Origin of the sequence: Amycolatopsis sp. WAC 01416 (assembly GCF_003947485.1) — a bacterium.
GTDB lineage: Bacteria > Actinomycetota > Actinomycetes > Mycobacteriales > Pseudonocardiaceae > Amycolatopsis.
The window spans coordinates 126,859-149,750 of record NZ_QHHX01000012.1 but is presented as its reverse complement, the minus strand read 5'-3'; the positions used below and the strand labels follow the sequence as shown (position 1 = coordinate 149,750).

The window sequence follows — 22,892 nt, the reverse complement described above, 5'->3', positions numbered from 1 at the left end:
GAGCGGGAAGCGGGGGCCTCCATGGCCGGCAAGTATCTGACCCTCAGCGAGTACAAGAGGATGCTCGACGGAGCGCTGGACGACCTCCTCAAGGCGCTCACCAAACGCTGGATGGAAGACGCCGTCGACGCCATGACGAACCTCTCGACCACCGTGCCGTGCTCGGCGGAGCCATGGGCCTGGCAGTGGCCCGCCGAATCGTACGGTCACCTGGCAGGCTCCGACGACATCTGCGGATACCTGACCTGGGTCATGGACGGCATGCTCGGCCATTACAAGGACGTCCACTGCCAGGGCTGGAATCCGCAGACCCAGAAGTACGTGGAATGCCATGTCGAACGGAATCTGGCACAGATCGAGCGGCTGGCCTGGAACCGGCGGCAGGAAGTCGCCAAGTTCGTCCCGCAGCTGGAAGGGCCTGATCTCACGAAGCTGGAGACCGCCCACAACACGTTCCTCAACGTCGCGGGCAACCTCGGTTTCCAGGACAAGAACGGGCGGGTGACCGAACTGCTCGGGCAGGGCGAGGTCGTCCGGAACGTCGAGTGGCTGGACGGTACGACCAGCGCGAACGAGGAATGGTTCATCGAGTGGACCGGGCTCGCCGCCAAGGCCTTCAAAGCCGGATTCTTCGCCTCGATCGCGCCGACCATCCTTAACCAGGCACTCATCCTCGCCAGCCTGTCCACCCTGTACTCCACGCGCGCGACCACGATCCAGGTGACCCGGCTCAACATCATCAAACGACTCAACTGGGCCACCAAGAAACTGGACGAAAAGGTCACTCTCACGATCTCCACCGCGGACGCGATCCTGGAGAAGCTCGATCGAGCGCAGGCGATCCACGGGATCGTGAGCAATCTGCTGGCCGCGGGGGCGAAGCTCAGCAAGGTCGTGAGCACCGTCAACGAGGCGGGCGGGAAGGTCCTCGGCCCGGCCGGCGCCGTCCTCACCTTGGCCGGTTTCGTCGGCGCGGCCCTCAAGAGCCACACCGTCGAGCAGGACGCCATGTCCCTCCAGGACATCCTGCAGAAGCTCACCACCTCGATCCAGGACGAACACAACGCGTTGAGCGGCCTCGAAGACGACTTCGGCGGGGATGTGCTGGCGCTGCAAAAGGCGATGGCCGGGGTGCACAGCTACAACCTCGAACTCTACGACCTCACCGCGAACACGCTGCCGAACCAGACCGACCGCGCGAAGTACAAGGGGATCAGGGTCGAGGTCCACTTCCTCCTGCGGGTGGCGCAAACCTGCTTCGAAGCGGCCGAAGGCTATTCGGCACAATTGCGGATCCTCGCCGGGGCGGATATCGCCGACCGGCACCTCGCGGGCCGTGACGAGCAGACGTGCACGGGCGACGACACGACCTTGGAGATCCGCGACGCCGTCGAACAGTTCATGAGGACGAGCTGTGCTCGCTTCATCCTCGCCGGTGAACAGCTCAGGAAGGCGGCCGAAGCCTACGCGAAAACGGACGGCGAGCTTTCCGACGACCTCAAGAAACTGTTCGCCGACTGGGAAAGCGCCAACAAGGACCGGGGGAAGATCGACCCCAATCCCGAGACCGTGGAAACGGAAGGCGCGGCCAAGGAGGCGGGCAAAACCGACCGGACGGGCCTCGAGCCGAGGAAGACTTCGGAGCCGAACTCCATCGACCCGTACGAGAAGGACCGCCGTCAGCAAGGCGGCAAGTACGTGGTGGACGGGCAACGGTAGGGCCCACGGGTCCCTTACGGGCACCTTCGGCACGTACTGCCGGTGCGCGGTCGCTCCGTCGTGAGTAGCGATTCGGGTTCAGGCGAGCCCTTCTTAGGTACCTACTGCGTGACCAGCGGCGCTTCTCGCGTGCTGCCTGAAGTACATGTCCTGTACCTAGGCGCAAGGATGGGGGCCTTCACGCGCTGTCGCTGTAGCGCTGAGGCTCATGGTGGCGTTTCTGCCTGCCCGTGGCAGTGGGGCCGCCTCGGTCCGGGCTTGAGGTGGCCCGGCGGGTAGTGAGGGGCTCCTTCCCTACTCTCAGGGTAGGGAAGGAGTCCTTCACGGACTTTCGATCCCGACCCGCCCGCCACTTGGTACCCAGCTTCAGTGCTCCCCGACGGCCCGGCGTCGAACTCCTATGTCCCCACGAACCGGGGCCTCGCATCAACCGCAGCCGGAACCCACGTAGGTACCTAAGACACCCTCGGGTTCTAACCCGAATCGCCACTCACGACCCGTCCGCAAAACGCCCCTGGCGCCCAGGTACAGGAAGCGGTCCTTCATGCACCTAGGGCGCACCTGACAAAGGAAAAGCCCGGACGCGCGAGGCGCGTCCGGGCTTTCCGGTGTTACGGGCTCGAACTCAGAAGTCCATGCCGCCCATGCCACCGGACGGGTCGGCGGGAGCGGCCGAGGCCTTCTCCGGCTTGTCCGCCACGACGGCTTCGGTGGTCAGGAACAGCGCCGCGATGGAAGCGGCGTTCTGCAGCGCGGAGCGGGTGACCTTCGTGGGGTCCGGCACGCCGGCGGCGAGCAGGTCCTCGTAGACACCGGTGGCTGCGTTGAGGCCGTGACCCTGCGGGAGGGACTTGACCTTCTCCGCCACGACGCCGCCTTCGAGGCCGGCGTTGATCGCGATCTGCTTGAGCGGCGCCTCGACGGCGACCTTGACGATGTTGGCACCAGTGGCCTCGTCGCCCTCGAGCTTCAGACCGGCGAAGGCTGCCTCGGCGGCCTGGATGAGAGCGACGCCACCACCGGCGACGATGCCCTCTTCGACGGCGGCCTTGGCGTTGCGCACTGCGTCTTCGATGCGGTGCTTGCGCTCCTTCAGCTCGACCTCGGTGGCGGCACCGGCCTTGATGACGGCCACGCCGCCGGCCAGCTTCGCCAGCCGCTCCTGGAGCTTCTCGCGGTCGTAGTCCGAGTCCGAGTTGTCGATCTCGGCGCGGATCTGGTTGACGCGACCCTGGATCTGGTCGGCGTCGCCCGCACCCTCGACGATGGTGGTCTCGTCCTTGGTGATGACGGCCTTGCGAGCCTTGCCCAGCAGGGAAAGGTCCGCGTTCTCCAGCTTGAGGCCGACGTCCTCGGAGATGACCTGGCCACCGGTCAGGATCGCGATGTCCTGCAGGATCGCCTTGCGGCGGTCACCGAAGCCCGGGGCCTTGACGGCGACGGACTTGAAGGTGCCACGCATCTTGTTGACGATGAGGGTGGCCAGGGCCTCGCCCTCGACGTCCTCGGCGATGATCAGCAGCGGCTTGCCGGACTGGATGACCTTCTCCAGCAGCGGCAGGACGTCCTTGACGGTGGAGATCTTGGAACCGAAGAGGAGGACGTACGGGTCCTCGAGCTCGGCTTCCTGACGCTCCGGGTCGGTCACGAAGTAACCGGAGATGTAGCCCTTGTCGAAGCGCATACCCTCGGTGAGCTCGAGCTCGAGCCCGAAGGTGTTGCTCTCCTCGACGGTGACGACGCCTTCCTTGCCGACCTTGTCCAGCGCCTCGGCGATGAGCTCGCCGATGGTGCGGTCAGCGGCCGAGATCGAGGCGGTAGCAGCGATCTGCTCCTTGGTCTCGATCTGGACGGCCATCTTGTGCAGCTGCTCGGTGATGGCCTCGACGGCCGCCTCGATGCCGCGCTTCAGGCTGATGGGGTCGGCCCCGGCGGCGACGTTGCGCAGACCCTCGCGGACGAGAGCCTGGGCGAGCACGGTGGCGGTGGTGGTGCCGTCACCCGCGACGTCGTCGGTCTTCTTGGCAACTTCCTTGACGAGCTCGGCCCCGATCTTCTCCCACGGGTCCTCGAGCTCGATCTCCTTGGCGATGGAGACACCGTCGTTGGTGATCGTCGGCGCGCCCCACTTCTTTTCGAGCACGACGTTCCGGCCCCGCGGGCCGAGGGTCACCTTGACGGCTTCGGCGAGGATGTTCAAGCCGCGCTCAAGACCGCGGCGGGCGTCCTCGTCGAACGCGATCAGTTTGGCCATTGCGGTGTGGTCCTCCGGTATTGGGCGCCGCCGCACGCTCTGTCTCGAAAGTCACAGAAGCGCGGCGGCAGGACTCTTCCTCGGCCAGGCTCGGTGCCCGCGACGGACGACCCACCCGATCAAGGGTGCGGCCTCACCGTCCCGACCTTCAGGCGAGCGATCGGTGACCGCTCCGCCTGGCACTCGACGGCGTCGAGTGCCAATGTCGTGTTTAGCACTCTCCACCGTCGAGTGCAAGAACCGCAGGTCAGCGCGGTGGTATTCAGTTGCTCGGCTTGATGGGGATCGATGAGGGCGGAGGCTTCAGCGACGATCCGGGAGCCTGCGACTGCGAGCCGCCGGGCCCGACCGGGATATTCGGCGCGGTGGTCTGCGTGCCGTTGCCGCCGCTCGAATCACTGAAGATGAAGATCGCCGCGACGATCGCGCCCGCGACCACGAGGGCGCCGACGACGATCCAGATCCACTTGGCGCCGCCGCCCTTCTTGGGCTGCTGCTGGAAACCGCCCTGCTGCTGCGGCGGAGGGCCGTAGCCAGGGGGCGGGCCCTGCTGGAAGCCACCCTGCTGGAAGCCGCCCTGCTGCTGCGGAGGGCCGTAACCGGGGGGTGGTCCTTGCTGGTATCCGCCCTGCTGGAAGCCACCTTGCTGCGGCGGCGGGCCGTAACCGGGCGGCGGGCCCTGCTGGGGCGGGCCTTGCGGCGGGGGACCCTGCGGTCCCGGTCCCTGCTGGCCGTAGCCGGGCTGCTGTCCTCCGTACGGGTGCACGGGGCCCCCCTCTCCCTGTGGCGGCGTGTTCTGCCGTGGCGCCTGCTGCGGTGCGGTCTGCTGGACCGGCGCCGCGGCCCCGGGCGGGCCGGGCGGCTCGTTCGAAGTCGCGAGCGGACCGAGCGCGCGCCTGGCGGCCGCGATCATCTCAACACAGTTGGGGTAGCGATCGGCGGGATTCTTCGCCATTCCCTTCCGGACGACCTCGTCGATCCCGGCAGGCAGGCCGACGATCCGCGAGATGGCCGGGGGCTCCCCGTTCAGATGCCCCTTGATGACCGTCTGCACGTCGCCCTTGAAGGGCGGGCTGCCGGTCAGGCAGGCGTAGAGGACGCAGGTGAGCGCGTACTGGTCGGTGCGGCCGTCGAGCGGCTCGCCGCGCAGGTGCTCGGGGGCCGCGTACGTGGGCGAGCCGAGGAAGTCGCCGCCGCGGGTGCGGTGCCCGGTGGCGCCGCGGCGGGTCAGGCCGAAGTCGGCGACGTAGACGTGCTCGCGCGAGGTCTCCTTGCTGGTGACCAGGACGTTCGCCGGTTTGACGTCGAGGTGCACGAGACCCCGGTTGTGCAGGGTGTCGAGCGCGTCGGCGACCTGGTCGAGCATGGTCAGCGCACGGGCGGGCGCGATCGGGCCACCCGAGATCAGCCCGGCGAGGTCCCCGCCGTCGACCATCCGCATGGCGATGTAGAGCATGCCTTCGAGCTCGCCGAAGTCGTACAAGGGCACGACGTTGGCATGGTCGATCGCGGACGTGTTCCGCGCCTCGTCGACGAAGCGTTCGCGGAACTCGGCGTCGGCCCCGAGGTGATCACCGATGACCTTCAGTGCCACCTTGCGTCCGAGCCGCACGTCCGTGGCCTTGTAGGTCACGCTCATGCCGCCCTTGCCGAGCACACCGTCGATGCGGTAGTTGCCCAGCCGGCGACCGGTCAGGTCCCCCGACTCATCGCCTGTCACGCAGCGAAGCGTAACGCGCCAGTTCCGGAGGCCGCCGGGGGTCGGCCGAAGTCCTGCTATGAGACCTTGCGGACGTCCGCCGCCTGACTCCGCCCGTCGCGCCCGGACTGGACTTCGAATTCCACGCGATCGCCCTCGTCGAGCGTCCGGAATCCGTCGGCCTGAATGGCCGAGTAGTGGACGAAGACGTCGGGCCCTTCGGTGGATTCTATGAATCCGTAGCCCTTTTCCGAGTTGAACCATTTGACGGTGCCGACTGCCACGACGCACTCCCTCAGCACAGGATCCGCCGGCCTCGCCTGCCCCGGACGGCGGTTTCGAGTGCAGTTCACGCTACCCGAATCACCGGCGTCGGCAATGCTCAATTCGTCTTAAGGTCATCCGCGAGAAAGCCGCCTATTGCGCGCTTGCACAAGGACGCGTCCTGGTCCCGCGAAGTCCAACGCGAGCCCTTCGCCGGTGCGGACGGACTGCGGGCCGGACTGGTCGACCGCGCGGAGGCGGCACTGCACGGTGTCCGGGTAGGCGAGCAGGAAGTCCGGCCGCACGGTGACGAGTTCGCCCGCGGTGAGCTCGAAGGCGTCGACCGGGCCTTGCGCGGCCAGCACGAGCGGACCGGTCCCGCTGTAGTGCTCCAGGAAACCGGAGTCGGCCCCGAAGAGTTTCTGCAGCGGCGCCCAGCCTGGATCGAGCCGGACGGTCGCCGGCCGGGCGAGGATCGCGTCCCGGCTCACGCACCAGCCCGCCCCGCCGGTGAACTCCAGCGGGTAGACGTCACCGGCGGTCAGCGGCGCGAAGTCGATCCAGCCGCCGCCCTCCGGCGCGTTGAACACCGAAGGCGCGGCCTTGCCCGCCCGTGAACCACCGCGGGCGGGAACGGTTTCGGTGATGCCGAAACTGCTGGCCAGCATGGTGTCCCCGGCGGCCTGGACGGCCTCGCCGGGGGACAGCAGCACGCGTGCGACCCCGAAGTTCGGGGTGTGCCTCGTCTGGACCCGCATGCGCTCAGCGGGAGGGGACCTGGGCGATCACCCAGGCGGACAGCGCCGACGGGTTGCGGGTCTGGGTGAGCAGCTGGCCCGGACCGGCGAAGTCGAAGACGAGGCCTTCACCGCTCTTCATCGACTGGATGACGCCGGTGGCCACCTTGCGGATCTGGTACTGGAGGGTGTCGGCGAACGCGACGACGTGCCCGGTGTCGATGGTGATCACCTCGCCCTGCTGCAGGGTGACCGTCTCCAGCGCGCCGTAGCAGGCCACGACCAGCGGGCCCTGTCCCGTCGCGTGGGTCAGGAAGCCGCCCTCGCCGCCGACGAGGTTCTTGAGCCCGCCCCATTTGGTCTCGGTCTGCACGCCGTGCGACGACGCGAGCCACGAGCCGCGGGTGACGCACCAGCCGGTGCGGCCGTCGAGGTTGATGATCTGCATGTCGCCGGGCAGGTTCGCGGCGACGTCGACCCAGCCGCCGTTCTGCGGGGCGGTGTAGGTGGAGATGAAGAAGGACTCGCCGGAGAGGAAGGCGCGGCCGAGCCCCTTCATGATGCCGCCCTGCGCCTGCGACTGGACCTGCACGCCGTAGCTCGTCGCCATCATCGCGCCAGACTCGACCTGCGCCGGCTCGCCCGGGGCGAGGACGAGCCTCGCCACCGCGAACGACGGCTGGTGACGGATCTGAACCTGCATGTCTTCTTCTCCCCGGTGGTCGTTGTGACGCGCAGAGTCTTGCATGCGACCCCCGACCGAGGAGGATGGTCTGCGTGATCTCCGTCGACGCCCACCGTGAGACCGTCACCGGCCTGCTCGGAAACGCCCCTGTCATCCGCCTTCCGCTCGCCTCCGCCGCCGGGCTCGTCCTCGCCGAGGACGTGCGCGCGGGGGTTTCGCTACCGCCTTTCGACAACTCGGCGATGGACGGTTACGCGGTCCGCGCCGAAGACATCGCCTCCGCCGCCGAAGCGCCGGTGACGCTGCCGGTCGCCGAGGACATCCCCGCCGGCCGCGTCGACATCACGAAACTGGAGCCGGGCACCGCGCACCGGATCATGACCGGCGCCCCGCTGCCTCCCGGCGCCGACGCGGTGGTGATGGTGGAACACACCGACGGTGGTGTGACGGACGTCCGGATTCTCAGGACGGCCGTCCCGGGGGCGCATATCCGGCGCCAGGGTGAAGACGTCGTCGAGGGCACGGTGGCGCTTTCGGCCGGAACCGTGCTCGGCCCGGCGCAGCTGGGGCTCGCGGCGGCGGTCGGGCTCGCCGAGGTGCCCGTGTTCAGGCCGTTGAAGGTGCTCGTCGTGTCCACCGGGACCGAACTCGTCGACGCGCCGGAGCCCTTGCGGCACGGGCAGATCTACGAGTCGAACAGCATCATGCTGGCGTCGGCGATCCGCGCGCTCGGCTGCGAGGCCGAGGTCGTGCGCAGTGTCGTCGACGACGTGGACGAGTTCCGCGCGGTGATCGAGCCGCGGCTGGCGGACGTGGACCTGCTGGTGACCTCGGGCGGGGTCAGCGCGGGGGCGTACGAAGTGGTGAAAGACGCGCTGACCGGGCAGGGCGTGGAGTTCCGGAAGGTCGCGATGCAGCCGGGCGGGCCGCAGGGCTGCGGACGGTGGAACGGCGTGCCGGTGGTGACGTTGCCGGGCAACCCGGTGAGCGTGCTCGTCTCGTTCGAAGCGTTCCTGCGGCCGGCGTTGCTCGCGGCGATGGGGCACGCGGGCGTCGACCGGCAGCGCGTGCGGGCCCGGCTGACCGAGGCGATGACCTCCCCCGCCGGACGGCGCCAGTTCCGGCGGGGCTTCTACACGCATTCCGAAGGCGAGGTCACCGGCATCGTCGGGCCGCGCGGCGGGCCGGGATCGCATCTGCTGGCGTCGTTCACCCAGGCGAACTGCCTGATCGTCCTGCCGGAGGACGTGGACTCGGCCGAGCAGGGCGACGAGGTGGACGTCCTGCTGCTCTGACGTCCCCCCGCCCGCAATTCGTCACCTACTTGCGCCCGGGCACCGTCGCAAGTAGGTGACGAATTGCGGGGTGTCAGGTCGGGAAGTCGCGGCACCGGCCGACTGGCGTGAACAGGAGCGCGAAGACGGCGACGACCTCGAGCCCGGCCATCAGGCCCAGCGTCTGCCGCACCCCGGCGGTCTCGCCGAGGATCCCGCCGAGCAGGCCGCCGAGCGCGATCGCGCCGAAGCTGAGCACGGACATGCTCGCGGTGACCCTGCCGAACATCGACGCCGGGACGTACCGCTGTTTGAAGGTGGCGTTGAGGACGTTCGAGCCGACCACCCCGGCGCTGAGCGCGAACCCGGCGGCGACGAAGAACGCGAGCCCCCAGCCGCCTTGGGCGAGCGGTCCCAGCAACATCATCAGCGCCCCGAAGGCCTCGCAGAGCACGAAGGCGCGCGCGGTGCCGATCCGCGCGGCGAGCTTGCCCGAAAGCGCGGCACCGGCGACGCCGCCCGCGCCGACGAGCGCGAGCACGAGCCCGACGGTCGCCTCTCCCACGCCTAGATCGCGGGCGAGAAAGACGACTTCGATCGACTGGTAACCCATGAGCGCGACATTCGAGACCGCGCCGAAGACCGCCAAGACCAGCAAGTACCGGTCGTGGACCACGAAATCGAGGCCCTCGCGGATCTCGTCCCGCAGCCGTGATCGCGTCTTCGCCGGGCGTTCGGGCTCGCGATAGCGGATGGATCGCAGGCACAGCACGGAGATCCCGAAACTGACGGCGTCGGCGAGCACCCCGGCGACGGCGCCGAAACCCTGCGCCAGCAGACCGGCGAGACCGGGTCCGCCGATCTGCGCGGCGGACTCGCTCCCCTGCAGCTTTTCGTTGGCTTCCTGGAGGTCCTTCTTCTCGACCAGCGAAGGCAGGTACGCGCGGTATGCGACGTTGAAGAACACCTTCGCGACGCCGCCGGCCAAGGCGACGACGAGCAACTGGGTCATCGTGAGCAACCCGAACCAGGCGGCGACCGGGACGCTCAGGAACACGAGCATGGAGACGGTGTTGCAGGCCAGCATGATCGGGCGTTTCGGCCGTCTGTCGACCCAGGCGCCGGCGGGCAGGCCGATCAGCAGCCACGGCAGCCAGGCGACCGCGGTCAGCAGCCCGACCGCGAACGTGCTCGCCTGCAGGGTGACGACCGCGACGAGCGGCAGCGCGACGACGGCGATGGAACTGCCGAGCACGCTGGTCGTCTCACCGGTCCACAACAGCCGGAAATCGCGTGAGCGCAGCAATCCGCCGCGTTCGCGGGTGGTCACGGGCGGGCCGGGACGGCGCGGGTGGAGATGAAGACGGGGCGACGTTCCTGGCCGTCGTCCGGGATCTCACGGCCGCTGTAGGACTTGATCAGCTCGTGGACCTTTTCTTCGAGTTCGGCCAGTTCGGCGACCGACATCTTCGCCCAGCTGTCGGTGGCGAAGGCGGCGCGATGCCACTCCTCGGGGTAGGTGTCGCGTTCGGCGAACCACTGGCGCGCCATGGAAACCTGGCGTTCGAGGGCGAGAGACTCGGCGGCGGCCGCGACCGGATCGTCGGGGAAGTCCGACGGCGACCAGGAAACCGCGTACCCGACGCGGCGCCACCAGCGCTCGCGCCGGTCTCGAGCCAGTTCGGGTGCCTCCTCGACGAGGTCGCTGGCGGCCAGCACCTTCAGGTGGTGACTGACGTTCCCGACCGCCTGCCCGGTCCGCTCGGCGAGCACGGACGCCGTGCACGGGCCGTCGAGGCGCAGGACGTCGAGCAGGCGGCGCCGCAACGGATGCGACATCGCGGCGAGCACTTTCGAATCGTGGACTTCACGTACCTCACGGTCGGCCATGACACACAACAGTAGTTGTACAAGGTGTCTTGTACAAGAGTCGTTGTGTGCGCCGGGGGCGATGGGTCGGGTTGGTCGTGAGTGGCGATTCGGGTTAGAACCCGAATCGCCACTCACGACCAACCCGAGGTGACGGCGCCACCGGGTTCGACTCCCGCACTCCACGTAACCTCGACGGCATGGGTTTCTTCTCGTGGATCGTGTTCGGCGCCATCGCCGGGTGGCTGGCCAACGTCGTGGTCGGCGGTCCGGATCGGCGGGGTGGCTGCCTGTTCAGCATCCTGATCGGCGTGCTCGGGGCGGCGCTCGGCGGTTTCATCTACCGGCTCGCGACGGGCACCGAGCGGAGCTTCGAGTTCGACTTCCCCAGCTTCGGCGTCGCCATTCTCGGTTCGATCGTGCTGCTCGCCCTGCTGCGGCTGGTGCGCGGCTCCGGGCGGAGCGACGCCTCCCGCAGGTGATCAAGGGAGTGACGGTTGGTAACGGTTTTCTCGCGACGGGTGATCACGGGCGTCCGGCGAACTAGAGTGGGACGTTCGCTCAGTTCCAGCGGCCGCGTCCGGGTGCATATGCCGTCGGGGGGCATATGCATCCGGACGCGCGTGCCTCGGCGATGACCGAGGCGGCGCGGACGGGGTCTACGAGTGAAGGCATCGGCGCCGCCGAAATGTCCCTCTTCCAGGCTCGGAACAGCTCGGCGAGTCGCTCGCCTGCGGGGTCCGGGCTGGCGGGCATTCGCGGGTCCTCAAGGTCGGCGATCGGCTTCAATCACCTAGAGTTATCGCTCATTTCCACCGACCGTTACCGGGATGTGGTGCCTCCCACCCACGCCGGGGAAACCCTTCCGGGGGAGGCACGGCCCTGGCCAGGAGAGGGCGGTAGCGTGGTGGCTCTTCATACCCAACCCCCCGACACGAACTGCGGTGAACCCGACCAATGAGCGGCAACCGGCCGGAATCCACTGGAAACCCACTCACGCACGCCGTGAAGCTGGCCCGCGAGACCGTTCCGCCGATGCATCCGGCCGGCAGGCCGTTCGTGCTCGGTGGCCTCGCCGCGACGCTGGTGCTGCGGAAGGTCTCCAAGCCCCTCGGCGTCCTCGGCGCGCTCGCGACGGCCGCCACGGCCGCGTTCTTCCGTGAGCCCAAGCGGGTGCCGCCCGCCCAGTCCGGCCTCGCGGTCGCGTCGGCGGACGGCCTGGTCTCGCTGATCGAGGAGGCCGTGCCGCCGCCCGAGCTGGGGCTGTCCACCGAACCGCGGATGCGGGTGAGCGTGTTCCTGTCGGTGTTCGACGTGCACGTCCAGCGGGTCCCGGCGTCGGGCGTGATCGAGCGGGTCGCCTACCGGCCCGGGAAGTTCCTGTCCGCGGACCTGGACAAGGCGAGCGACGACAACGAGCGCAACTCCATGCTCATGCGCACCGAAGACGGTCACGAGCTCGTCGTGGTGCAGATCGCCGGGCTGGTGGCGCGGCGCATCCTCTGTGAGATCCGCGAGGGTGACAAGGTCGGCGTCGGTTCGACGTACGGCATCATCCGCTTCGGCTCGCGAGTCGACCTGTATCTGCCGCCGGGCAGCAGGGTTCTCGTCTCGAAGGGCCAGCGCACGATCGGCGGCGAGACGCCGATCGCCGAGCTGCCCACGGCGCCGCACCCGGAAGGCTGATCCATGGTCCGCGTGACCACGACAACTCCCGGCGTCCGGCTGTTGCCGAACGCCATCACGGTGCTCGCCCTGTGCGCCGGTCTGTCGTCGGTGCAGTTCGCGCTGATCGGCAACTACCCGATGGCGATCGCGTCGATCGGGATCGCCGCGGTGCTCGACAGTCTCGACGGCCGGATCGCCCGGCTGCTGGACGCGACGTCGAAGATGGGGCAGGAGCTCGACTCGCTGTCCGACGGCATCTCGTTCGGTGTCGCTCCCGCGCTGGTGCTGTACGTCTGGCACGCCGAGGGCGAGCGGATCGGCTGGGTGGCGTCGCTGATCTTCGCGGTCTGCATGATCCTGCGGCTGGCGCGGTTCAACACGCTGATCGAGGACACCGAGCAGCCGCCGTACGCGGGTGAGTTCTTCGTCGGTGTGCCCGCGCCCGCCGGTGGTCTGCTGGCGATGCTGCCGCTGATCCTGGAGCTGCAGTTCGGGCAGGGCTGGTGGTCGCACCAGTACATGGTGTGGGTGTGGACGATCGCCGTGGCCGCGCTGCTGATCAGCCGGATCCCGACGCTTTCGCTGAAGACGGTGAAGGCGCCGCCGAAGGCGATCGCGCCGCTGCTGGTCGGGGTTGGCCTGCTGGCCGCCGCGATCATCCAGTTCCCGCTGGTGGCGCTGGCGATCGCGCTGATCCTGTACCTGGCGCACATCCCGTACTCGGTGTATCGGCACCGCTGGCTGGCGAAGCACCCGGAGGCGTGGATGGCGCCGCCAAGGGAACGGCGCGCGATCCGGCGCTCTTCGAGCCGCCGCCGTCTGGGTCTGCGCCGCCCGCCGCTGCGGCGGGTGGTGGCCGGGGCCGCCCAGCGCGTCCGGCTCCAGCGAGGCGAACAGCACGTCGCCCGCGCTCCGCGCACCATCAGCACCGACAAGGACCGAGACAACGGCCGCGGCCCGCGGCGCCGCTCGTGGCGCCGGATCGGCCTCCGGAAACGCTGACCCGCGCCACCCCAGCCCCCCGCCCGTCCCTGGGGGACGGCCCCGCGCCCAGCGTATCGGTGCCCACTGACGGGGCCGGGGGGGAACGGGGGTCGGAGGCGGGAGTTGTCCACAAGTGGGTGAGCCTGTGGACAACTCGGAAGTCGAGTACATGAAGGCCCCCTTCCTTGCGCCCAGCGCAAGGAAGGGGGCCTTCATGTACTCGGGCGATCGCGGTCGTGAGGCTCGAGCGGCGCGCGGCGACCACTGGGAGCCCGCCGCGTAGATAGGGTGGCGGGGTGAGCGCACCCCAGATCACGCTGACCGTCCGGCACACCCCGTCCGCCCTGGACTCCCGCCGCGGCGTCGTCCGGCTGCACCCCGAAGTCCTCGACGCGCTCGGCCTGATGGCCTGGGACGCCGTCCGCGTCACCGGCGCCCGCGTCAGCTCGGCGCTGGCCGCCCCGTCGGACGCGGAGGGGATCCCGGGCGTGATCCTCCTCGACGACGTCACGATGTCGAACCTCGGCGTGACCGAGGGAGCGGAAGTGGTCGTCACGCCGGCGGAGGTGTCGGCCGCGAAGACGGTCACCGTGTCGGGTTCGAGGATGGCGAGTGTCTCGCTGTCCCCGCACACCCTGAGGCTCGCCCTGATCGGCAAGGTCCTGACCGTCGGCGACGCCGTTTCCCTGCTCCCCCAGGACCTCGCGCCCGCGCCGGGCTCCGACGTCTCCGCGGTCCGCGGCCAGCTCTCCCGCGCCATCGGCATGACGTGGACGAACGAACTGCTCACCGTCACCGCCACCGAGCCGCCGGGACCGGTCGCCGTCGGACCGTCCACTGTGGTCAGCTGGCGTGACGGCGCCCGCACCGGCGAGGCCGCGCCCGCCGCCGTCCCGGCCCGTGCCGGGACGACGCTGGTGCGCAGCACGCCCTCCACACCCCACGAGGACTTCATCGACGCCGAGATCGTCGAAGACGAGCGAGTCGACGAAGTGGCCGAGGAGTCCGTGCCTCCCCTGTCGGATCTCGCCGGCTCCGAATCGGCCGCGCGCAAGCTCGCCGAATGGTTCGACCTGGCCTTCCACCGTCCGGAGCTGTTGGCGAAGCTCGGGACGTCGGCGCATCTCGGAGTCCTGCTGTCCGGGCCGGAAGGTGTCGGGAAGGCGACGCTGGTCCGCGCCGTGGCGCAGGCCGAGAAGGTGCGGGTGGTGTCGCTCGCGGCGCCGAACATCGCCGTCCTCGATCCGAACGTGGCCGCCGCGCGGCTGCGATCGGCGATCGAACAGGCCACCCGCGACGAAGACCCCGCCGTCCTGCTGATCACCGACATCGACGCGCTGCTGCCCGCGTCCCAGCCGCCACCGCTCGCGACGGTCGTCCTCGACGACCTGCGTAAAGCCTTGCGCAGCAAGGGTTTCGCGGTCATCGCCACCACGGGACGGACCGAGTCGACCGATCCCCGGCTGCGCGCCGCGGACCTGCTCGATCGCGAACTCGGCCTGCCGCTCCCCGACTCGAAGACCCGCACGGAACTCCTGCGCGTGCTCCTGCGCGAAGCCCCGCTGGAGTCCGGCGTCGACGTCGGCCCGATCGCCGAGCGCACGCCCGGTTTCGTGGCCGCGGATCTCATCGCGCTCCGCCGCGACGCCGCCCTCCGAGCCGCGCTACGGCAGCGTGACGCCGACGAGCCGCGGATCTCCCAGCAGGACCTGCTCGACGCGCTGACCACCGTCCGCCCCATCTCGATGTCCACTTCGGACAATCTGGCCACCGGCGGACTGACGCTCGACGACGTCGGCAACATGACGGACGTCAAGCAGTCGCTCACCGAAGCGGTGCTGTGGCCGCTGCGCTACCCGGACTCGTTCGCCCGGCTCGGCGTCGATCCGCCGCGCGGCGTGCTGCTGTACGGCCCGCCGGGCGGTGGCAAGACGTTCCTGGTCCGCGCGCTCGCGGGCACCGGCGCGTTGAATGTCTTCGCGGTCAAGGGCGCCGAACTGATGGACAAATGGGTCGGCGAGTCCGAGCGCGCGGTGCGGGAACTCTTCCGCCGCGCCGCCGAGGCCGCGCCGTCGCTGATCTTCCTCGACGAGATCGACGCGCTCGCCCCGCGCCGCGGCCAGTCCTCGGACTCCGGCGTGTCGGACCGGGTCGTCGCGGCCCTGCTGACCGAATTGGACGGTGTCGAGCCGATGCGCGAGGTCGTCGTCCTCGGTGCGACGAACCGGCCGGAACTGGTCGACCCGGCGCTGCTGCGGCCGGGACGGCTGGAGCGCCGCGTCTACGTCCCGCCGCCGGACGCGCACGCGCGCGAGGCGATCCTGGCCGCCAGCGCCAAGAACACGCCGCTCGCGTCCGATGTGGACCTCGCGGCGTATGCGGCCACTTTGGACGGTTACTCGGCGGCGGACTGCGCGGCACTGATCAGGGAGGCCGCGCTGACCGCGATGCGCGAGTCGCTGGAGGCCAAGGAGGTCAACGCCACGCATCTGACGAAGGCGGCCGAGGCCGTCCGGCCGTCGCTCGACCCGGCACAGCTCGCGGCGCTGGAGGCCTACGCGCAGAACCAGGCCTGAGTACGGAAAGGGCCCTCTTCCTCGCGAGGAAGAGGGCCCTTTCCGTAGCTGCTAGGAGCCGTCTTTGTCGTTGGTCTTGTAATCCTTGGTGAGGATGACGATCACTCCAGGGCCGATGTTCTCGATCTCCTTGAACCTGGGCTCGGCGCGGAAACCGAACTCCAGCGCCAGCGCCTTCGCGGCCGCTTCCTCGTCGGTGCCCGGCCGGAAGTAGGCCACGGTCTCGGGGAGCCTGCCCGGATAGCCCTTGACCTCGGAGACGTTCCAGCCGGAAGCGCGGAAGTCCTTCGCGGCCTGCTCGCCGAGCCCCTGGACCGTGCTGTTGTTGTAGACCCGCACGGTCACCCACTTGTGGGACGCCTGCTGATCGCCACCGGGCTGCCCAGGACCGGGCTGACCCGGCTGACTCGCCGGCGGGGCGGAACTCGCGGGCGCGCTCGACGGCGGCGCCGACGAGGCGGGCGGCGTGCTGGCCGAAGGCGAACCCGGCGCCGGAGACGAAGGCTGGGTCGCACCGTCCGAAGGCTCTGCCGACGTGGGCGTGGTGCCGGGCGGCGTGGCGGTGTCCGAATCACCGCCGCCACTGGTCAGGGTGATTCCGCCGATCACGGCGGCGATCACGGCGACACCGACCAAGGCCAGTCCGGCGGCCTTCATCGGCCGGGACAGCCCCGAAAACAGACTCATGAGAGATCGATCCCCAGTCGCCGGGCCGCGCGATTGCGCTGCCGGGCCGCTCGCGTCTTTCGCAGGCGCTTCACCAGCATCGGGTCGGCCTGCATGGCTTCGGTCTTCTCGAGCAGCCGGTTCAGCAACTGGTAATAGCGCGTCGACGACATAGAGAAGCGTTCGCGGATCGCCTGTTCCTTCGCGCCGGCGTATTTCCACCACTGACGTTCGAACGCGAGCATGTCGAGCTCGCGCTCGCTGAGGCCGTTCACGGTCTCCGACGGGGACGGCTGGTCGGGCTCGGCCATCGACTCCGCGGCGTCCATCCGACTCCTCGCAATCAGGTCAGTGCTCGGCGGCGTGAAACCACAGGCTTGTCATTCCGCGGCGCCATTAGACCACGGAACCGGCGCCCGGCCTCGGTATCGGCGTCGGCGCGTCATGGGTAAGGGTGTACCAGAAGGGTCCGACTAAACTGCGCGCGTGACCGTCCATCCCATCGTGATCGCCGGCGAGCCAGTGCTGCACAACCCGACTCGGGAGATCACCGAGTTCGACGACAAGCTGCGCACCCTCGTCGACGACATGTTCGAGACCATGTACGCCGCCGAAGGGGTGGGCCTCGCGGCCAACCAGATCGGCCTCGACCTGCGCGTGTTCGTCTACGACTGCCCCGACGACGAGGGCACGCGCCACAAGGGCGTCGTGGTGAACCCGAAGCTCGAGACGTCGGAGATCCCGGAGACCATGCCGGATCCGGACGACGACTGGGAAGGCTGCCTGTCGGCGCCCGGCGAGTCGTACCCGACCGGACGCGCTTCGTGGGCGAAGGTCACCGGCTTCGACGTCGAAGGTAATCCGATCGAGGTCGAAGGAACCGGCTACTTCGCGCGCTGCCTGCAGCACGAGACCGATCACCTGGACGGCTTCATCTACCTCGACCGGCTGGTCGGGCGCCACGCTCGCGCGGCGAAGAAAATGCTCAAGTCGAACAAATGGGGCGTTCCGGGCAACTCGTGGCTGCCGGAGGCTCAGCCCGAATCGGCCGACGACTGACCCTCTCGCACCCGTCCCCGCGTGCAATGAAGGGGCCTTTCATAGCAAATTTTGCTATGAAAGGCCCCTTCATTGCACTAGCGAGCCGGGGTCAGCAGCCCAGGAAGTGGCACCGCACCACCCGCGGCTGCTCGATCACCTTCCCCGCCTGCACCGACCACGCGAGCCGCAGGTACTGGGCGTGCGTCCAGGCCAACGGTGTCGCGGACGCCGTCGGAGTGCCCGCCGGGAAGCCAGGCTGCCCCGAAGGCGCGTTCTCGTCCCAGACCTGCTCCGGCATCGTGTCCCCGGAGCTGCTGACGCGCCCCAGGTCGCGAAGGCGCTTCGCGGCCGTACCGCGGTCACCGGCGGCGAGGTCGTACTCGCCGCGTTCACCCGCGAGCAGCGGCCACAGTCGCCCGAAAGTGGTCCGGCTTTCCGCCGGGAACGTGTAGTCCCACGGCGCCCCGTCCGCCTTCTCGCCGTAACCGTCCTTCGTGTAGCGGTGCCAGAACTGACCCGTCGGGGTGGTGAAGGCGATGTCGGCGTCGGTGACCTTGACGCTGTTCCTGATCACCGGATCGTCGGCGCGGTAGATGCCCAGCCTCACCAGTTCGAGGAACCCGGCGTCGGTCACGGCGCGCTGGTCCATGGTCACGCTGGAATTGCCGAGGTTGTACTTCGTGCCGTTGTTCGCGTTGCCGTCCTTGGTCAGCCGGACGAAGTACGGGTCCTTCGACAGCGGGCCGTTCGTGGTCACCGTCCATTGGGCGAGCTTCGCCTTGAACGCGTCGGCGGTGTCGAGGTAGCGCTTCGCGTCGGCGCCGGCGCCGTTCGCCTTGGCGATGTCGGCCGCGCAGACCAGTCCGGCGATCACCGCGGCGATCGTCGAAGGCGAGTAGCCGTCCTGTTCTTCCCAGCGCTCCTGCTGGCTGTACGGCGACGCGTGCCCGTTGTCCGCCTTGTAGGACAAGAGGAATTCCGCCGCCTTGCGCACACCCGTCCAGGTCTTGGCGTCGGTGCGGCCGAGCTGCTGGGCGAGCACGATCGGCAGCGCGGTCTCGTCGAGCTGGATGGAGGTCCAGTACGGCGTGCCGTCGACGTGGCTGTTCTGCGGCAGATGCCCGTCCGGCAGCTGCTGCGTGCCGAACATGTAGTCGATCGACCGGTTGGCGGCGTCGCGGTCGCCCCCGGCGAGCAGGCCGGTCGCGATCTGGTAGAGGTCGCGCGGCCAGACCAGGTGATAGGTGCCCGACGGCGACCATTCCGGGTCGTTGTTCCCGAACCGCCACGGCATACTCGGCGACGCGATGAGCGCCCCCTGGTGGATCTTGTCCTCGCTCGCCGCGAGCATGAGCACGGACGCCTGGTAGAGGTCCCGTTCCTGCTTGGTCTTGAGCGACGACGGCGCGCCCTTCACCTGGCGGAGGTACTGCTTCCAGCCGCGGTCGTACGCGCGGGCGGCGTCGGCGAATCCGCGCCGTAGCGAGGCTTTCGCGGTGGCGAGCGCGTCGGTGTCCTTCGCGCCCATGCCGAGCGAAAGCGTGAAGTCCCGTGAGCGGACACCGTCGGCGGACGTCTGCCCGGTGATCAGCACGTTGCCCTTGGCCGCGGTCGCGTAATCCTTGAGGGCGAAGGACTTCGTCAGCTGCGTGATGCCGTCGGAGGAACCCGCGTAGCCGACGGAAGTGCGCGAGAACGCCGGTTCCGCGGTCAGTGCGGCAGCGGTCTTCGCGTCGGACGCGACCGCGTTCACCCCATCGGTGCGTGCGGAGTCGTCGGATCCTTCGTTCGTGAGATCGGGATCCGCGACCGCGTACACCTGGTACGGACGGCCGGTCAGCGAAACGAAGTCGACGTCGATCAGCACACTCGCGCGCGCCGGGTCGGTGACGTAGGTCTTGCGGAGCTTCCAGCGGCGCTGGTCGTCGGTGATGGTCTGTTCGTAGGTGAGGCCATCGGTGCGGCGCACCTGCTGCGCCTTGGCCGAGGAATCGACCGTCGCGAAGCTCGTCCCGTCGGTGACGACGAGGTCGAGCGCGCGGACGCTCGGCGTGGACAGATCCGGGTAGTAGACCTCGGAGAGCCGGCCACCTTGAAGCGTGAACCAGACGTTGCTCGCGCGTTCGCGGGCGGTGCCGAACCCGGTCTTGTCCGCCGGGAGCCAGCTCGGATGGGCGCCGGGCGCACCGGGCGCCTCACCGCCCTGTGCCGCGGCCACCGCCGGGACCAGCCCCGCGACCAGCACGCCTGCCAGTGCCGGGAGCATGAGTTTTCGCATATCCACCCCAGACTTCTGTAACGGTGCAGAACCTCCGGGATTGTGTCGTGAATCCCCCGCGCGCACATGCTCCAAACCGGTGAACCGCTAACGCTGTCGACATGTCGGCCCCGGAAATCGCGTTGCTGTCGACAGGCCCCGTCGCCGACGATCGGGGGCATGCCGAACCGGTGATGCTGATCAAGCAGTCGGCGAAGGGCTCACGCCGGAACGCGTCCGCCACCATCGCGGGTATCGAGGCGGGCATCGCGTTCTGGGGGCTCGCCGCGGTCTTCGGTCTCACCGCGCTCCTCCTCGCCTCACCGGTCGCCTACGACATCTTGCGCATCGCGGGCGCGGTCTTCCTGATCAACGTGAGCAACCCGAAGGCGAGCGCGTTCGCGATCTCGTTCCTCCCCCAGTTGGCTCGCCTTCCTGGTCACACGCCTGGGTGAGTGGCTGCGCCGCGATCGCGTCAAGCTGTGGCCGGAGCGCACGTCCGGCGGCCTTCTGGTCGGCTTCGGAGTGACCGTCGCCTTGGAGGGTTGATTGTCCGAGCCCCGGCGTGGCATGGTCGGGGCACAACCAAACAACGCGGGAGCTCGCGCCATGGCGGGCTGAGAGGGCGGCTGGAGTCTTTTTTCTGGAAGACCCGGCGCCGCCGACCGCATGAACCTGACCGGGTAATGCCGGCGTAGGGAGTGAACGTCGTTGACGACGCTTGACAGTGCCTTTGAAAAGAATGCCCAGGGCATCACGCCGACCGTGACCACCGGGCCGATCACCGGTTCCCGCAAGATCTACCACCGGACGGAATCCGGGCTCCGGGTCCCCGCGCGGCGGATCGACCTTTCGAACGGCGAGCATTTCGACGTTTACGACACCTCCGGCCCGTACACCGACGACGACGCGCAGATCGATGTCCACAGTGGACTTCATCGATTGCGTGCCGGCTGGGCCGACGGTCGTGAGCACAACACCCAGCTCGGCTGGGCGAAACAGGGTGTCATCACCCGCGAGATGGAGTACGTCGCGGCACGCGAGCGCTGCTCGCCGGAATTCGTGCGGGACGAGGTCGCCCGCGGCCGTGCGGTGATCCCCGCCAACCGCAAGCACCCGGAGACCGAGCCGATGATCATCGGCAAGAAGTTCCTGGTGAAGATCAACGCCAACATGGGCAACTCGGCCGTCTGGTCCTCTGTGGAGGAAGAGGTCGACAAGATGGTGTGGGCCACCCGCTGGGGCGCCGACACGATCATGGACCTCTCCACCGGCAAGCGGATCCACGAGACCCGCGAGTGGATCGTCCGCAACTCGCCGGTGCCGGTCGGCACCGTGCCGATCTACCAGGCGCTGGAAAAGGTCAACGGGGAGCCGGAAAAGCTGTCGTGGGAGGTCTACCGCGACACCATCATCGAACAGTGCGAGCAGGGCGTCGACTACGTCACCGTGCACGCCGGGGTGCTGCTGCGGTACATCCCGCTGACCGCGCGACGGGTGACGGGCATCGTCTCACGCGGCGGCTCGATCATGGCGGCCTGGTGCCTCGCGCACCACAAGGAATCGTTCCTGTACACCAATTTCGCCGAACTCTGCGAGATCCTGCGCGAGTACGACGTCACGTTCTCGCTCGGTGACGGCCTGCGGCCCGGCTCGATCGCCGACGCCAACGACCGCGCGCAGTTCGCCGAACTGGAGACGCTGGGCGAGCTCACGCACATCGCCCGCGAACACGACGTCCAGGTGATGATCGAAGGCCCCGGCCACGTGCCGATGCACAAGATCAAGGAGAACGTCGAACTCGAGGAGAAGCTGACCGGCGAGGCGCCGTTCTACACCCTCGGCCCGCTCGCGACCGACATCGCGCCGGCGTACGACCACATCACCTCGGCCATCGGCGCGGCGCAGATCGGCTGGTACGGCACGGCGATGCTCTGCTACGTCACGCCGAAGGAGCACCTCGGCCTGCCGAACCGCGACGACGTCAAGACCGGCGTCATCACCTACAAGATCGCCGCGCACGCCGCCGACCTCGCCAAGGGACATCAGTACGCGCAGGAGTGGGACGACGAGCTTTCCAAGGCCCGCTTCGAATTCCGCTGGAACGACCAGTTCAACCTGTCGCTGGACCCGGACACCGCTCGCGCCTACCACGACGAGACGCTGCCCGCGGAACCGGCGAAGACGGCGCACTTCTGCTCGATGTGCGGGCCGAAGTTCTGCTCGATGCGCATCACCCAGGACATCCGCAAGTACGCCGACGAACACGGGCTGTCCACTGTGGAGGCCATCGAGGCCGGCATGGCGGAGAAGTCGAACGAGTTCGCCGAGCAGGGCAACAAGGTGTACCTGCCGGTGGTCAATCAGTGACAGCCACCCCCAGGACCGCCCTCACCATCGCCGGATCGGATTCCGGTGGTGGTGCGGGCATCCAGGCAGACCTGCGGACCTTCTTCGCCAACGGGGTGCACGGGATGGTCGCGCTCACCGCGGTCACCGTGCAGAACTCGCTGGGCGTGCAGGGTTTCAGCGAGATCCCGGTCGACGTCGTGACCGGGCAGATCAAGGCCGTCGCCACGGACATGGGCGTGGACGCGGCGAAGACCGGCATGCTCGCGACCGCCGAGATCATCAACGCCGTCGCGAAGACACTCGATGAAGTCCACATCGGACGCTCGTCGAACACGCCGTTCGTCGTCGACCCGGTCGCCGCTTCGATGACCGGGCACGCGTTGCTGCGCGAGGAGGCGCTGGAGGCGATCCGCACCGAGCTCTTCCCGCGGGCCACGCTGATCACACCGAACCTGGACGAGGTGCGGCTGCTGACCGGCGTTTCCGTGACCGGGCCGTCGACCCAGCGCGAGGCGGCTGAGGCGTTGCTGGAGTTCGGGTCCGAGTGGGTGCTGGTGAAGGGCGGGCACCTCGACGCTGCTCAGGACTGTGTGGATCTCTTGTCCGACGGCGAATCCTGGGTGGAGCTGAGCGGGCCTCGCTTCGACACGCGGAACACGCACGGCGGCGGTGACACGATGGCTTCGGCGATCACGTCTTCGCTGGCGAAGGGGGCGGACGTGCCGACCGCCGTCGCCGAGGGCAAACGGTTCATCGAGCGGTGTGTGGCGGAGTCGTATCCGCTGGGGGCGGGCGTCGGTCCGGTTTCACCCTTCTGGCGGCTCAGCGACGCTTGAGGCGTGCAATG

Annotated in this window: 20 protein-coding genes and 1 riboswitch; of the genes, 10 read left to right on the top strand and 10 right to left on the bottom strand. The window is 68.8% G+C overall.

From position 1 onward, the window contains the following. Positions 1-21 precede the first annotated feature (21 nt). A complete protein-coding gene (locus DL990_RS35405) occupies positions 22-1,719 on the top strand; it encodes a hypothetical protein (protein ID WP_125782138.1) in 1,698 nt (565 codons plus the stop codon). A 625-nt stretch (positions 1,720-2,344) separates the two neighbouring features. Here DL990_RS35405 and groL read toward each other — a convergent pair. From groL to DL990_RS35380, 5 genes are all read right to left on the bottom strand, one after another. Next, positions 2,345-3,973, bottom strand: a complete 1,629-nt coding sequence (gene groL, locus DL990_RS35400; protein ID WP_125782140.1) for a chaperonin GroEL — start codon at positions 3,971-3,973, stop codon at positions 2,345-2,347. Between the two features lie 262 nt (positions 3,974-4,235). Beyond that, complete coding sequence (locus tag DL990_RS35395; protein ID WP_125801311.1) at positions 4,236-5,693, bottom strand: serine/threonine-protein kinase; 1,458 nt, start codon at positions 5,691-5,693, stop codon at positions 4,236-4,238. 56 nt (positions 5,694-5,749) lie between these two features. After that, positions 5,750-5,956: a cold-shock protein gene (locus DL990_RS35390; RefSeq protein WP_005164266.1), complete on the bottom strand. Its 207-nt coding sequence runs from the start codon at positions 5,954-5,956 to the stop codon at positions 5,750-5,752. A 114-nt stretch (positions 5,957-6,070) separates the two neighbouring features. Further along, entirely contained in the window at positions 6,071-6,694 is a 624-nt protein-coding gene (locus DL990_RS35385; protein ID WP_125782143.1) for an AIM24 family protein, read from the bottom strand. 4 nt (positions 6,695-6,698) lie between these two features. After that, positions 6,699-7,376, bottom strand: coding sequence for a TIGR00266 family protein (locus DL990_RS35380; RefSeq protein ID WP_125782145.1), 678 nt, complete (start codon positions 7,374-7,376; stop codon positions 6,699-6,701). A 74-nt stretch (positions 7,377-7,450) separates the two neighbouring features. Between DL990_RS35380 and glp the strand changes: the two genes are divergently transcribed. Next, positions 7,451-8,653: a gephyrin-like molybdotransferase Glp gene (gene glp / locus DL990_RS35375; RefSeq protein ID WP_125801310.1), complete on the top strand. Its 1,203-nt coding sequence runs from the start codon at positions 7,451-7,453 to the stop codon at positions 8,651-8,653. A gap of 73 nt (positions 8,654-8,726) precedes the next feature. Here the strand turns inward: glp and DL990_RS35370 are convergent, their stop codons facing one another. Beyond that, on the bottom strand, positions 8,727-9,962 hold the full coding sequence (locus tag DL990_RS35370; RefSeq protein ID WP_125782149.1) for an MFS transporter: 1,236 nt from the start codon (positions 9,960-9,962) through the stop codon (positions 8,727-8,729). Continuing rightward, positions 9,959-10,522, bottom strand: a complete 564-nt coding sequence (locus DL990_RS35365; protein ID WP_125782151.1) for a helix-turn-helix transcriptional regulator — start codon at positions 10,520-10,522, stop codon at positions 9,959-9,961. The genes DL990_RS35370 and DL990_RS35365 overlap by 4 nt, the downstream gene beginning before the upstream one ends. Positions 10,523-10,701: 179 nt before the next feature. On the opposite strand from DL990_RS35365, the gene DL990_RS35360 reads away from it, so the two are divergent. The 4 genes from DL990_RS35360 to DL990_RS35345 all read left to right on the top strand — a co-directional run bounded on the left by DL990_RS35360 (position 10,702) and on the right by DL990_RS35345 (position 15,729). Further along, positions 10,702-10,983 carry a GlsB/YeaQ/YmgE family stress response membrane protein gene (locus tag DL990_RS35360; protein WP_125801309.1) on the top strand — a complete coding sequence of 94 codons (282 nt, stop codon included), beginning with the start codon at positions 10,702-10,704 and terminating at the stop codon, positions 10,981-10,983. A gap of 475 nt (positions 10,984-11,458) precedes the next feature. After that, on the top strand, positions 11,459-12,187 hold the full coding sequence (locus DL990_RS35355; RefSeq protein WP_125801308.1) for a phosphatidylserine decarboxylase: 729 nt from the start codon (positions 11,459-11,461) through the stop codon (positions 12,185-12,187). Positions 12,188-12,190: 3 nt separating this feature from the next. Beyond that, complete coding sequence (pssA, locus tag DL990_RS35350; protein WP_125782157.1) at positions 12,191-13,171, top strand: CDP-diacylglycerol--serine O-phosphatidyltransferase; 981 nt, start codon at positions 12,191-12,193, stop codon at positions 13,169-13,171. Positions 13,172-13,449: 278 nt separating this feature from the next. Beyond that, positions 13,450-15,729, top strand: a complete 2,280-nt coding sequence (locus DL990_RS35345; RefSeq protein ID WP_125801307.1) for an AAA family ATPase — start codon at positions 13,450-13,452, stop codon at positions 15,727-15,729. 51 nt (positions 15,730-15,780) lie between these two features. Here the strand turns inward: DL990_RS35345 and DL990_RS35340 are convergent, their stop codons facing one another. Continuing rightward, a complete protein-coding gene (locus DL990_RS35340; protein ID WP_125782161.1) occupies positions 15,781-16,416 on the bottom strand; it encodes a LytR C-terminal domain-containing protein in 636 nt (211 codons plus the stop codon). Next, complete coding sequence (locus tag DL990_RS35335; RefSeq protein ID WP_005160574.1) at positions 16,413-16,724, bottom strand: DUF3263 domain-containing protein; 312 nt, start codon at positions 16,722-16,724, stop codon at positions 16,413-16,415. Before DL990_RS35335 ends, DL990_RS35340 begins: the two co-directional genes overlap by 4 nt. A 157-nt stretch (positions 16,725-16,881) precedes the next feature. Here DL990_RS35335 and DL990_RS35330 point away from each other — a divergent pair, with 157 nt between their 5' ends. Next, on the top strand, positions 16,882-17,454 hold the full coding sequence (locus DL990_RS35330; RefSeq protein ID WP_125801306.1) for a peptide deformylase: 573 nt from the start codon (positions 16,882-16,884) through the stop codon (positions 17,452-17,454). A gap of 91 nt (positions 17,455-17,545) precedes the next feature. Here the strand turns inward: DL990_RS35330 and DL990_RS35325 are convergent, their stop codons facing one another. Next, a complete protein-coding gene (locus DL990_RS35325) occupies positions 17,546-19,714 on the bottom strand; it encodes a glycoside hydrolase family 15 protein (protein ID WP_125801414.1) in 2,169 nt (722 codons plus the stop codon). A 101-nt stretch (positions 19,715-19,815) separates the two neighbouring features. On the opposite strand from DL990_RS35325, the gene DL990_RS35320 reads away from it, so the two are divergent. From DL990_RS35320 to thiD, 3 genes are all read left to right on the top strand, one after another. Beyond that, positions 19,816-20,148 carry a LysE family translocator gene (locus tag DL990_RS35320; protein ID WP_125801305.1) on the top strand — a complete coding sequence of 111 codons (333 nt, stop codon included), beginning with the start codon at positions 19,816-19,818 and terminating at the stop codon, positions 20,146-20,148. Positions 20,149-20,277: 129 nt separating this feature from the next. Then, a riboswitch (TPP riboswitch) is annotated at positions 20,278-20,411 on the top strand. A gap of 47 nt (positions 20,412-20,458) precedes the next feature. Further along, positions 20,459-22,063 (top strand): phosphomethylpyrimidine synthase ThiC, encoded by a 1,605-nt coding sequence (gene thiC, locus DL990_RS35315; RefSeq protein WP_125782165.1) that lies wholly within the window; start codon positions 20,459-20,461, stop codon positions 22,061-22,063. Beyond that, complete coding sequence (gene thiD / locus DL990_RS35310) at positions 22,060-22,881, top strand: bifunctional hydroxymethylpyrimidine kinase/phosphomethylpyrimidine kinase (protein WP_125801304.1); 822 nt, start codon at positions 22,060-22,062, stop codon at positions 22,879-22,881. Before thiC ends, thiD begins: the two co-directional genes overlap by 4 nt. Positions 22,882-22,892: the final 11 nt, after the last annotated feature.

Bases quoted from the DNA above. Each gene is read 5' to 3' on its own strand.
- DL990_RS35380 (WP_125782145.1), bottom strand. From the start codon at position 7,376: ATGCAGGTTCAGATCCGTCACCAGCCGTCGTTCGCGGTGGCGAGGCTC.
- pssA (WP_125782157.1), top strand. From the start codon at position 12,191: ATGGTCCGCGTGACCACGACAACTCCCGGCGTCCGGCTGTTGCCGAAC.
- DL990_RS35320 (WP_125801305.1), top strand. From the start codon at position 19,816: ATGTCGGCCCCGGAAATCGCGTTGCTGTCGACAGGCCCCGTCGCCGAC.
- DL990_RS35365 (WP_125782151.1), bottom strand. From the start codon at position 10,522: ATGGCCGACCGTGAGGTACGTGAAGTCCACGATTCGAAAGTGCTCGCC.
- groL (WP_125782140.1), bottom strand. From the start codon at position 3,973: ATGGCCAAACTGATCGCGTTCGACGAGGACGCCCGCCGCGGTCTTGAG.
- DL990_RS35385 (WP_125782143.1), bottom strand. From the start codon at position 6,694: ATGCGGGTCCAGACGAGGCACACCCCGAACTTCGGGGTCGCACGCGTG.
- DL990_RS35325 (WP_125801414.1), bottom strand. From the start codon at position 19,714: ATGCGAAAACTCATGCTCCCGGCACTGGCAGGCGTGCTGGTCGCGGGG.
- DL990_RS35335 (WP_005160574.1), bottom strand. From the start codon at position 16,724: ATGGACGCCGCGGAGTCGATGGCCGAGCCCGACCAGCCGTCCCCGTCG.
- DL990_RS35340 (WP_125782161.1), bottom strand. From the start codon at position 16,416: ATGAGTCTGTTTTCGGGGCTGTCCCGGCCGATGAAGGCCGCCGGACTG.
- DL990_RS35405 (WP_125782138.1), top strand. From the start codon at position 22: ATGGCCGGCAAGTATCTGACCCTCAGCGAGTACAAGAGGATGCTCGAC.
- DL990_RS35360 (WP_125801309.1), top strand. From the start codon at position 10,702: ATGGGTTTCTTCTCGTGGATCGTGTTCGGCGCCATCGCCGGGTGGCTG.
- DL990_RS35355 (WP_125801308.1), top strand. From the start codon at position 11,459: ATGAGCGGCAACCGGCCGGAATCCACTGGAAACCCACTCACGCACGCC.